Consider the following 10,538-nt stretch of genomic DNA (forward strand, 5'->3'; position numbering starts at 1 on the left):
GTCGAAAACCGCGTAACTCTTTGTTTACCAAGGAGTTTTCCGTTTCGACTGCGCCGGAAGTGGGGCGAATTATAGACAGATATAATTCGCCGTCAACCCCTAATTTCAGCCTTACTCGGATTTAAGCGTAATACGCGCAAATGCCTTCTTTCCGGCCTGGCAAACATGGGTAGCGCCCAGTGCATATATAAAGGTGCGATCAACCACTTCGCCATCTATACGCACACCGCCGGAACCGAGCAGATCACGTGCGACTGCCGAGTTCTTCACCAGCCCCGCTTTATTAAGCACAGCCGCAATCGGCATATCCTCAGTCGCAGTCAGCTCGATCTCTGGCAAGTCATCCGGCAACTCACCTTCCTTCATACGGTTACCCGCGCCACGGTGAGCGTTCGCCGCCGCCTCCTCACCATGGAAGCGCGCAACAATCTCTTCGGCCAGCTTGATCTTGATATCCCGCGGATTGGCGCCAGCTTCAACATCTGCACGCAACGCATCAATCTCTTCCATGGAGCGGAAGCTGAGCAACTCGAAGTAACGCCACATCAGCACGTCCGGAATCGAAACCAGCTTGCCGTACATGACACCTGGCGCTTCCTGGATACCGACGTAGTTACCCAATGACTTGGACATCTTCTTCACGCCATCCAACCCTTCGAGCAATGGCATGGTCAGAATGCATTGAGCCTCCTGACCATAACTGCGCTGCAGCTCACGCCCCATCAGCAGGTTGAACTTCTGATCGGTGCCGCCCAGCTCGACGTCCGCGCGCAACGCGACCGAGTCATACCCCTGAACCAGCGGATACAGGAACTCGTGGATAGCGATTGGTTGATTGGTCGAATAGCGCTTGTCGAAGTCGTCGCGCTCAAGCATCCGCGCCACAGTGTATTGCGAGGTCAGACGAATGAAATCCGCAGGCCCCATCTGATCCATCCAGGTGGAGTTGAAAGCCACCTCGGTTTTCGCCGGATCAAGAATCTTGAACACCTGAGTCTTATAGGTCTCGGCATTTTCGAGAACCTGCTCACGCGTCAACGGAGGACGGGTAGCACTCTTGCCACTCGGATCACCGATCATCCCGGTGAAGTCACCTATAAGGAAGATCACCTGGTGACCCAGATCCTGGAACTGGCGCAGCTTATTAATAAGCACCGTGTGGCCCAGGTGCAAATCCGGCGCAGTCGGATCGAAGCCAGCCTTAATACGCAGCGGCTGGCCGCGCTTGAGCTTCTCGATCAGCTCGGACTCGACCAACAGTTCTTCCGCACCACGTTTGATCAGCGCTAGCTGCTCTTCAACCGACTTCATAACAGACCCGCAAGGCTCAGATTCAAAGGGAACCAACCATACAAGATCGCGCACCAAATACAAGTTTTGCCCGGCGCACGGACGCCAATCCGCGAACAGAGCATTCGCGACTTGCTTAAGAGATGATTTGGTTATATTTTATACAGTTATTTCATCTTCATCATGTCATTCATCTTTTCCAATTCATCTTTTCCAAAGTCAAATTACCTATGACCACAGAACCGTCTAAAGCGCCGCCGCTTTATCCGAAGACCCACCTGCTCGCGGCAAGTGGCATTGCTGCCCTCCTCAGCCTGGCGCTCCTGGTATTCCCTTCCAGTGACGTTGAAGCCAAAAAGACAACCCTGAGTCTTGAACTGGAACGTCCCGCAGAACAACTGACACAAGATCAAGACGCTGCTGACGCCGTCCAAGCCACAAACGAGCCGGTCGAATCTCCATTCGCCCAGATCGAAGATAGCACCGACGATAGCAAGGAAACGGCTAAAGCAGCCCCGGCACCAGCCGTTGAAGAGAAGAAAGCGCCAGGCCACCGGGAAGTGATCGTTGCCAAAGGCGACACGCTCTCCACATTGTTCGAGAAAGTCGGGCTTCCAGCGGCTTCGGTGCACGACGTATTGGCCAGCGACAAGCAAGCCAAGCAGTTCACCCAGCTCAAACACGGCCAGAAACTCGAATTCGAACTGGGTCGCGACGGCCAGTTGACCAATCTGCACAGCAAGATCAATGACGCTGAAAGCATCAGCCTGAGCAAAAACGCCAAGGGCTATACCTTTAACCGCATTACAGCCAAGCCAACCGTGCGCTCCGCCTATGTTCACGGCGTGATCAACAGCTCGCTTTCGCAATCTGCGGCGCGTGCCGGGCTGTCCCACAGCCTCACCATGGACATGGCCAGCGTGTTTGGCTACGACGTCGACTTCGCCCAGGATATTCGCCAGGGTGACGAGTTCGATGTGATCTACGAACAGAAAGTCGTCAACGGCAAAGCTGTCGGCAATGGCCCCATTCTTTCCGCCCGTTTCACCAACCGCGGCAAGACGTACACCGCCGTGCGTTACACCAACAAGCAAGGCAACAGCAGCTACTACACGGCTGAAGGCAATAGCATGCGCAAGGCGTTCATTCGTACGCCGGTGGACTTCGCCCGTATTAGCTCGCGTTTCTCCATGGGTCGCAAGCATCCAATTCTGAACAAAATTCGCGCGCACAAAGGCGTCGACTACGCAGCGCCTCGTGGCACGCCGATCAAGGCTGCCGGTGACGGCAAAGTGCTGCTGGCCGGTCGCCGCGGTGGTTACGGCAACACCGTTATCATTCAGCACGGCAACACCTACCGCACGCTGTACGGACACATGCAAGGCTTCGCCAAAGGCGTCAAGACTGGCGGCAACGTCAAGCAAGGCCAAGTGATTGGCTATATCGGCACTACCGGACTCTCGACCGGCCCGCACTTGCACTACGAGTTCCAGGTCAACGGTGTTCACGTCGACCCGCTGGGTCAGAAACTGCCAATGGCCGATCCGATCGCCAAGTCCGAGCGCGCACGCTTCCTGCAACAGAGCCAGCCGCTGATGGCGCGCATGGAGCAAGAAAAAGCCACCCTGCTAGCTTCGAGCAAACGCTAAGCCATGGCGCTCTATATAGGTGTGATGTCCGGTACCAGCCTTGATGGCCTGGACATTGCGCTGATCGAGCAAGCACCGGCGATCAAACTGATCGCCACGCACTACATTCCCATGCCCGAATCCCTGCGCACCGAGCTGCTTGGCTTGTGCGCCAGCGGACCTGACGAGATAGCCCGCAGCGCCATTGCCCAGCAAAACTGGGTACAACTGGCCGCTCAAGGCATCAATACCCTGCTTGCGGATCAACACCTGAAACCTGATGACATCCGAGCGATTGGCAGCCACGGCCAGACTATTCGCCACGAGCCCGCACGCGGCTTCACCGTGCAGATCGGCAACCCTGCCCTGTTGACTGAGCTGACCGGAATCACTGTCGTCAGCGACTTTCGTAGCCGCGACGTGGCTGCAGGCGGGCAAGGCGCGCCGCTGGTTCCAGCCTTCCATGAAGCCTTGTTTGAACAGCGCAGCGGCAACCGTGCAGTCTTGAATGTTGGCGGTTTCAGCAATCTCAGCCTGATCGAGACCGGCAAACCCGTCTCGGGCTTTGACTGCGGCCCAGGCAATGTCCTGCTGGACGCCTGGATTCACCAGCAACGCGGCGAGACCTTCGACCGTGACGGCCAGTGGGCTGCAGGCGGCAGCGTAGAGCCCGTGCTGCTGAAGGCCCTGCTCGGTGATCCGTTCTTCCTGACCAAGGGCCCCAAAAGCACCGGCCGCGAAGTATTCAACCTGCAATGGCTGACACAACACCTTGCGCGCCTACCCGCATTTGCTGCACAAGACGTGCAAGCCACCTTGCTTGAGCTGACGGCGCTGACCATTGTCGAATCGCTACAAGCCGCACAAGCCGATACGCAAGAGCTGCTGGTCTGTGGTGGCGGCGCCCATAACGCAACATTGATGGCACGGCTCGCCAGCCTGCTGCCAGGCGCCAAGGTCAGCAGCACTGCAAACTACGGCGTAGACCCGGACTGGGTCGAAGCCATGGCCTTTGCCTGGTTGGCCCATTGCTGCCTCGAAAGTATCCCGGCCAATCGTCCAAGCGTCACCGGCGCTCGCGGATTACGCGTCCTCGGCGCCATCTACCCCGTCTGAGCACCAGACAGCAAAACGCCGCAAAGCCGTGAGGCCATGCGGCGTTTGGTGATGCGCTGAGGTGCGATCAGATCGAAAACGAAGAGCCGCAACCACAGGTCGTGGTGGCATTCGGGTTCTTGATCACGAAACGCGAACCTTCCAGACCTTCCTGATAATCCACCTCGGCACCTGCCAGGTATTGGAAGCTCATCGGATCGACGACCAGGCTAACGCCTTCGCGCTCGACGATGGTGTCGTCATCGGCCACTTCTTCATCGAATGTGAAGCCGTACTGAAACCCTGAACAACCGCCGCCCGTAACGAATACGCGCAGCTTCAAGCGATCATTACCCTCTTCATCGACCAGGCTCTTCACCTTGTGCGCGGCACCGTGGGTGAATTGCAAAGCCGTGGGGGTGAAGGATTCGACGCTCATGCTGACTATCTCCCGGTGTTACACCGCCATAATGCGTGATGACGCGCATTATCCGCTTCTCCCAGAAAATCGGTCAACTATTGTTACGGTATATCAATCAACACAATGGTCAGCCCGGAATACAAAAAGGCCCGTTAAACGGGCCTTTTTGCTGAGCGGGGAAAAGCTTAGGGCAGCATGCCTGCATGGGACAGACCCAAGCGCTCATCCAGACCAAACAGGATGTTCAGGTTCTGCACCGCCTGACCCGACGCGCCCTTGACCAAATTGTCGATCACCGACAGCACCACCACCAGATCGCCATCCTGCGGACGATGAACCGCAATACGGCAAACGTTGGCACCCCGCACGCTACGGGTTTCCGGATGACTGCCAGCCGGCATGACATCGACGAACGGTTCGTTGGCGTAGCGCTTTTCAAACAACGCCTGCAAGTCTACAGAGCGGTCGACCACGGTTGCATAGAGCGTGGAGTGAATACCGCGAATCATCGGCGTCAGGTGCGGCACGAAAGTCAGGCCGACGTCCCTGCCCGCTGCGCGACGCAGCCCCTGGCGAATCTCCGGCAAGTGACGATGCCCTTTAACGGCGTAGGCTTTCATGCTCTCGGAGGTTTCGGAGTACAGCGAACCGACGCTTGCACCACGACCCGCACCGCTGACACCCGACTTGCAGTCAGCAATCAGACGCGAAGTATCGGCAAGACCTGCTTCGAGCAGCGGCAGGAAGCCCAGCTGCGTGGCGGTTGGGTAGCAACCCGGCACCGCGATCAGACGAGCTTGCCTGATCTGCTCGCGATTGACTTCCGGCAAGCCGTAGACCGCTTCTTCCAGCAACTCTGGCGCACCGTGTGGCTGACCATACCACTTGGCCCATTCGTCCGCGTCCTGCAGACGGAAGTCTGCCGACAGGTCGATGACCTTGGTCCCGGCCGCCAGTAATTCACCGGCCAACGCATGCGCTACACCGTGTGGAGTGGCGAAGAACACCACATCGCAGGCACCGAGGGTTTTGATGTCCGGAACGCTGAACGCCAGGCCGTCGTAGTGGCCTCGCAGGTTCGGGTACATGTCGGCAACGGCCAGGCCTGCCTCGGATCGGGAAGTGATCACTACCACTTCAGCTTGCGGATGTTGCGCCAACAGACGCAGCAATTCGACACCGGTGTAACCCGTGCCGCCGACGATACCGACCTTGACCATAAACCTGCCCTCAACGAACCCACTGGAAAGCCGTCGATAATAGGGCGCGCACCGCCCTGCGACAACCGTCAAGGTGACGTACGGAGGCCCAAGCCTCTACTATTCGGGCTACCGTGAACCTGGGAATAACTAAAAATGCTTTATCTGTGGCTCAAAGCGCTTCATATCGTCAGCATGGTCTGCTGGTTTGCCGGCCTGTTTTACCTGCCACGCCTGTTCGTCTACCACGCACAAAGTGAAGACAGCATCAGCAAGGAGCGCTTCAGCATCATGGAGCGCAAACTGTACCGCGGGATCATGGGCCCGGCGATGATCGCCACACTGGCTTTCGGGATCTGGCTGATCAGTCTCAACCCCAGCGCCTACTTCGGACAAGGTGCCTGGATGCATGCCAAATTGACCCTGGTAGTGATCCTGATCGGCTATCACCACATGTGCGGTGCACAGGTAAAACGTTTTGCCCGTGGCGAAAACACCCGCAGCCATGTCTTTTATCGCTGGTTCAATGAAGTGCCAGTTCTGATATTGCTGGCTATTGTAATTCTGGTCGTCGTACGGCCGTTCTAATCATAATTAGCCGCAACTTATCGGGGTACTTCCAATGTCGCTGCCCGCTTTGCTCGAACAACGTTTGCGTCTGCCTGTCGTGGCAGCACCGATGTTCCTGATTTCCAATCCACAGCTGGTACTCGCCTGCTGCCGCAATGGTGTGGTCGGCAGCTTTCCAGCGCTGAACCAGCGTGAAAGCAGCGGCTTCAAAGCCTGGCTGGAGGAAATTGAAGCGGGTCTGGCGCTATTGGAAAATCCTGCGCCGTATGCGGTGAATCTGATCGTTCACAACAGCAATCCGCGCCTGCAAGCGGACCTGGCAATCTGCATCGAACACAAGGTTCCGATCGTGATCACCAGTCTTGGCGCAGTGAAAGAGCTGGTCGATGCGGTGCACGGCTATGGTGGCCTGGTTTTCCACGACGTGACGACTCGACGCCATGCGGAAAAAGCTGCCGAGGCCGGCGTCGATGGCTTGATCGCCGTAGCGGCAGGCGCCGGTGGCCATGCCGGGACCTGGAGCCCGTTTTCGCTGATTGCCGAGATTCGCCAGTTCTTCGACAAAACCCTGCTGCTGGCCGGTTGCCTGAACCATGGCCACGAGATTCTCGCCGCGCAACTGCTCGGTGCGGATCTGGCGTACTTCGGTACGCGCTTTATCGGCACCACCGAAAGCCATGCCCCTGAAGCCTATAAAGAGATGCTGCTGACTTCCAGGGCCGCCGACATTGTCCATACGCCAGCGGTGTCCGGGGTGCCGGCAAGCTTCATGCGCCAAAGCCTGATAAACGCCGGTTTTGACATAGATGCACTGCAAGGCAAGGGTGAAGTCAACTTCGGCGCCAAACTCAAACCCTTGAGCGATGAAGCCAAAGCCTGGAAAACCGTCTGGTCCGCTGGCCAGGGCGTGGGTGAAATCGACGACCTGCCAAGCGTCGATCAACTGGTCGCAAGGCTGGACGCCGAGTACCGAAAGGCGCAGGAATTCGCAGCTCAACTACCCAAACGCTGGCCGCGCTAACGCACAAGGTTTGGCCAGCCGATTCTGGCTGGCTTAAACTGCCGAGCACAGCCCCCTGACTCGCGACAAGGATGCCCCGACATGAGCGAACACCGTTTCAAGATCGTCTTTGACGGAGCCCTGCTTCCGGGCGTCGACATCACCACCGCGAAACTCAATCTCGCCCAACTGTTCAAAAGCGACGTCGCGGCCATCGAACGCCTGTTCAGCGGAAAGCCTGTCGCGCTCAAGCACGACCTGTCCCACGCAGACGCACAAACCTATCTGAATGCCCTGTCGAAAACCGGCATCGATGCACGCATTGAAGCCGAGCCGTCGATCAAGCTCAATCTGACCGACGTTCACGATTCGTCGTCCGCCGATTACACGGCGCCCACACTCGGTAACAACGAATCTCCCTATAGCCCTCCTCGCGCGCCCGTTGGTGAAGCGTTGCCAGAGTTTTCGGAACTCAAGGTGTTTAGCGTACAGGGTCGAATCGGGCGCCTGCGTTATCTCGCGTGGTCATTGGTGGCGCTACTGATCATGGGCGCTATCGCTGGCGTTTTTGGACTCAGCCTGCTGAGCGGCAATCAAATAGTGCTGAGCACAATTGTTTGTGTCGTTGCGTTCGTGGCGTACCTCTACATAAACATCACCATCAGCGTGCAACGCCTGCACGATCTTGGTTGGTCCGGCTGGCTGTGGTTTCTGAATCTGGTGCCCTTTATCGGCAGCCTGTTTCCATTTGCACTCGCGGCGCTACCAGGAAACGTCGGGGCGAATCGCTATGGCGCGCCGCAGCCCCCCAACAGCACGGCTGTCAAAGTGCTGTGCGGGCTGTGGCTGGTGGTGATCGCAGTGTTTTTTGTCGGCGCGCTTGCCGGTGGCCTCAGCACCCTGACCGAAGAGTACGAAAGCACCTCGACCAGCAGTTATGGAAGCAGTGAGCCGGCCGATGCGGTTGAGGCAGACGATGCGGCGAAAGCAGCTCAGCCCCCTGTAGACTATGAGAAAGAATAAACGCGCTCGGTTCCTGTGACATCTCTGTCCACAGGCCGCGAGCCGTTGCGATGGAGAATTGCATGACCCGTTACGCTCTGATCACTGGCGCCTCCAGCGGCATCGGCCTGGCCATGGCCGAAGCGTTGGCGCGACGCGGCCGCAGCCTGATTCTGGTGGCCCGTCAACGTGATCAGCTGGAAAGTATTGCCATCGAACTGACCCAGCGCTTTGGCGTCGAGGTGCTGTTCCGCGCCTGTGACCTGGGTGAACCGCTGCGCTTGTCCGGTTTTCTGCTGGAACTCGAAGAGGGTGACCGACAGATCGACCTGCTGGTCAATTGCGCCGGCATCGGTACCTGCGGCCCGTTTCTCGCTCAGGACTGGATGACCGAACAAGACTTGATCGAAGTGAATATCCTCGCCCTGACCCGCCTGTGCCACGCCATTGGTAACAGCATGGCCTTGCAGGGCGGCGGGCAGATTCTGAACGTCGCCTCGATGGCCGCCTTCTACCCCGGCCCATGGATGAGCACCTATTACGCCAGCAAGGCGTATGTACTGCACTTCTCCGAAGGCTTGCGGGTCGAGCTGAAGAAGTGCGCGGTCAAGGTCTCGGTCCTCTGCCCCGGCCCGACGCGCACGGCGTTTTTCCGCACCGCGCAACTGGACACCGACAAACTGGCCAACAGCAAAATGCTGATGAGCCCCGAGGAAGTGGCCCTCTACACAGTGCGTGCGTTGGAGAAGAACCGCGCAATCATCATTCCCGGACGCCTCAATCGCTGGTTCGCGCTGTTGCCGCGCTTCGGCTCGCGCTGGCTGACCCGAACCATCGTAGGCATGGTCAACAAGACGCACTGTCCGCGCTGAGCATCACTAAAAGTAAAGCTAACAGGCTGGGCTCGGGCATCTCCCGTGAGTACACTCAGCCCGGACCAACACAATGGAGAAACAGCTGTGGATACTCTGTTCACCAAAATCATCAACAGAGAAATACCCGCCAAGATCATTTACGAGGATGACCAGGTCCTGGCCTTCCACGACATCGCCCCGCAGGCACCCGTGCATTTCCTGGTAGTTCCGAAAAAGCCGGTGCGCACGCTCAACGACCTCACCGAGGACGATAAAGCGCTGGCCGGGCACATTCTGTTCACCGCCCAGCGCCTGGCACTGGAGTTGGGCTGCGAAGAAGGCTTTCGCGTGGTCATGAACTGCAATGAACTGGGCGGCCAGACCGTTTATCACATTCATATGCACGTGCTGGGTCAGCGCCAGATGCACTGGCCACCGGGCTGATCCGTCTCCCGAGCTTGTTGTGGCGAGGGAGCTTGCTCCCGCTGGGCTGCACAGCAGCCCCCGTCTTTCTGCTGCTCCCCAATGAAACTCGCGGACTGACTTAACGACCGCTTCGCGGCCGAGCGGGAGCAAGCTCCCTCGCCACAAAGCCAGTATCTGCAAATGCCAGGCGGTCTTCTGCAATGACCCAGCGCAAACCTAACCCGGCCGATTGCGGTAAACTGGCCGCCGAGATTCTTCCCGGAGGTCAGCATGACTACCCAACGTCACTACTCGCCGATTGACCGTCTTCTGTTGCAAGCCGACACCGCCATGCGCACGTTGCTGCCCTTCAGTGGCCAGCCTTGCCGCCCGTCGCCGGCCATCGTGCAGCCAGAGGCGAAAATGAGCGACGAAGACACCCGGCACGTCGCCGGCCTGATGCGCATCAACCATACCGGTGAAGTCTGTGCCCAGGCGCTGTATCAGGGCCAGGCCCTGACTGCCAAGCTGCCGCAAGTGCGCGAGGCAATGGAACACGCAGCCGAAGAAGAAATCGATCATCTGGTCTGGTGCGAACAGCGCATCCGCCAACTGGGCAGCCACACCAGCATCCTCAATCCGCTGTTCTACGGTATGTCGTTCGGTATCGGTGCCGTCGCCGGACTGATCAGCGACAAAGTCAGCCTGGGGTTCGTCGCAGCGACTGAAGATCAGGTGTGCAAACACTTGAACGAGCACCTTGAGCAACTGCCGGTCGAGGACGAGAAGTCCCGGGCCATTCTTGAGCAGATGCGCATCGATGAAGAGCAGCACGCCGAAAGCGCGCTGGACGCTGGAGGCTTCCGCTTCCCGGCACCGGTAAAATTCGGCATGAGCCTGATGGCCAAGGTCATGACCAAAAGTACCTACCGGATCTGACCCGTAAAACCTTCGAGCACAAAAAAGGGCGCTATCTCAGCGCCCTTTCTTTTGCCTTTGTCTCGTCCTGAATAAGGTTTACACCTTCTGACCCATTCTCAGGAGGGAGTAATGAATACAGGAAAAAGGCGCAGT

The 10,538-nt window shown here is 58.0% G+C and carries 11 protein-coding genes; 8 read left to right on the top strand and 3 right to left on the bottom strand.

Annotated elements, in window-relative coordinates:
* Positions 1-111 precede the first annotated feature (111 nt).
* Positions 112-1,311, bottom strand: a complete 1,200-nt coding sequence (tyrS, locus tag AC3WK5_RS28885) for a tyrosine--tRNA ligase (RefSeq protein ID WP_054594284.1) — start codon at positions 1,309-1,311, stop codon at positions 112-114.
* Positions 1,312-1,520: 209 nt separating this feature from the next.
* On the opposite strand from tyrS, the gene AC3WK5_RS28890 reads away from it, so the two are divergent.
* On the top strand, positions 1,521-2,939 hold the full coding sequence (locus AC3WK5_RS28890; protein ID WP_103320436.1) for a peptidoglycan DD-metalloendopeptidase family protein: 1,419 nt from the start codon (positions 1,521-1,523) through the stop codon (positions 2,937-2,939).
* Between the two features lie 3 nt (positions 2,940-2,942).
* Complete coding sequence (locus AC3WK5_RS28895; protein WP_103320438.1) at positions 2,943-4,034, top strand: anhydro-N-acetylmuramic acid kinase; 1,092 nt, start codon at positions 2,943-2,945, stop codon at positions 4,032-4,034.
* Between the two features lie 67 nt (positions 4,035-4,101).
* On the opposite strand, the gene erpA is transcribed toward AC3WK5_RS28895, so the two are convergent.
* Both erpA and argC read right to left on the bottom strand, forming a co-directional pair.
* Positions 4,102-4,452, bottom strand: coding sequence for an iron-sulfur cluster insertion protein ErpA (gene erpA, locus AC3WK5_RS28900; protein ID WP_007906865.1), 351 nt, complete (start codon positions 4,450-4,452; stop codon positions 4,102-4,104).
* 167 nt (positions 4,453-4,619) lie between these two features.
* Positions 4,620-5,654, bottom strand: a complete 1,035-nt coding sequence (gene argC, locus AC3WK5_RS28905) for an N-acetyl-gamma-glutamyl-phosphate reductase (RefSeq protein ID WP_103320440.1) — start codon at positions 5,652-5,654, stop codon at positions 4,620-4,622.
* A 135-nt stretch (positions 5,655-5,789) separates the two neighbouring features.
* On the opposite strand from argC, the gene hemJ reads away from it, so the two are divergent.
* From hemJ to coq7, 6 genes are all read left to right on the top strand, one after another.
* A complete protein-coding gene (gene hemJ / locus AC3WK5_RS28910) occupies positions 5,790-6,221 on the top strand; it encodes a protoporphyrinogen oxidase HemJ (protein WP_019693893.1) in 432 nt (143 codons plus the stop codon).
* Positions 6,222-6,255: 34 nt separating this feature from the next.
* A complete protein-coding gene (locus AC3WK5_RS28915; RefSeq protein WP_054594288.1) occupies positions 6,256-7,224 on the top strand; it encodes an NAD(P)H-dependent flavin oxidoreductase in 969 nt (322 codons plus the stop codon).
* Between the two features lie 81 nt (positions 7,225-7,305).
* Entirely contained in the window at positions 7,306-8,226 is a 921-nt protein-coding gene (locus tag AC3WK5_RS28920) for a DUF805 domain-containing protein (RefSeq protein ID WP_103320442.1), read from the top strand.
* Between the two features lie 62 nt (positions 8,227-8,288).
* Complete coding sequence (locus tag AC3WK5_RS28925) at positions 8,289-9,077, top strand: SDR family NAD(P)-dependent oxidoreductase (RefSeq protein WP_103320445.1); 789 nt, start codon at positions 8,289-8,291, stop codon at positions 9,075-9,077.
* Between the two features lie 87 nt (positions 9,078-9,164).
* On the top strand, positions 9,165-9,503 hold the full coding sequence (locus tag AC3WK5_RS28930) for a histidine triad nucleotide-binding protein (RefSeq protein ID WP_007906873.1): 339 nt from the start codon (positions 9,165-9,167) through the stop codon (positions 9,501-9,503).
* Positions 9,504-9,755: 252 nt separating this feature from the next.
* Positions 9,756-10,403 (top strand): 2-polyprenyl-3-methyl-6-methoxy-1,4-benzoquinone monooxygenase, encoded by a 648-nt coding sequence (coq7, locus tag AC3WK5_RS28935; RefSeq protein WP_103320447.1) that lies wholly within the window; start codon positions 9,756-9,758, stop codon positions 10,401-10,403.
* The last annotated feature ends 135 nt before the right edge of the window (positions 10,404-10,538 follow it).

It is taken from the genome of Pseudomonas sp. FW306-02-D09B (assembly GCF_058782685.1).

Coding starts and splice junctions, on each gene's coding strand:
- tyrS (WP_054594284.1), bottom strand. CDS start 1,311: ATGAAGTCGGTTGAAGAGCAGCTAGCGCTGATCAAACGTGGTGCGGAA.
- AC3WK5_RS28890 (WP_103320436.1), top strand. CDS start 1,521: ATGACCACAGAACCGTCTAAAGCGCCGCCGCTTTATCCGAAGACCCAC.
- AC3WK5_RS28895 (WP_103320438.1), top strand. CDS start 2,943: ATGGCGCTCTATATAGGTGTGATGTCCGGTACCAGCCTTGATGGCCTG.
- erpA (WP_007906865.1), bottom strand. CDS start 4,452: ATGAGCGTCGAATCCTTCACCCCCACGGCTTTGCAATTCACCCACGGT.
- argC (WP_103320440.1), bottom strand. CDS start 5,654: ATGGTCAAGGTCGGTATCGTCGGCGGCACGGGTTACACCGGTGTCGAA.
- hemJ (WP_019693893.1), top strand. CDS start 5,790: ATGCTTTATCTGTGGCTCAAAGCGCTTCATATCGTCAGCATGGTCTGC.
- AC3WK5_RS28915 (WP_054594288.1), top strand. CDS start 6,256: ATGTCGCTGCCCGCTTTGCTCGAACAACGTTTGCGTCTGCCTGTCGTG.
- AC3WK5_RS28920 (WP_103320442.1), top strand. CDS start 7,306: ATGAGCGAACACCGTTTCAAGATCGTCTTTGACGGAGCCCTGCTTCCG.
- AC3WK5_RS28925 (WP_103320445.1), top strand. CDS start 8,289: ATGACCCGTTACGCTCTGATCACTGGCGCCTCCAGCGGCATCGGCCTG.
- coq7 (WP_103320447.1), top strand. CDS start 9,756: ATGACTACCCAACGTCACTACTCGCCGATTGACCGTCTTCTGTTGCAA.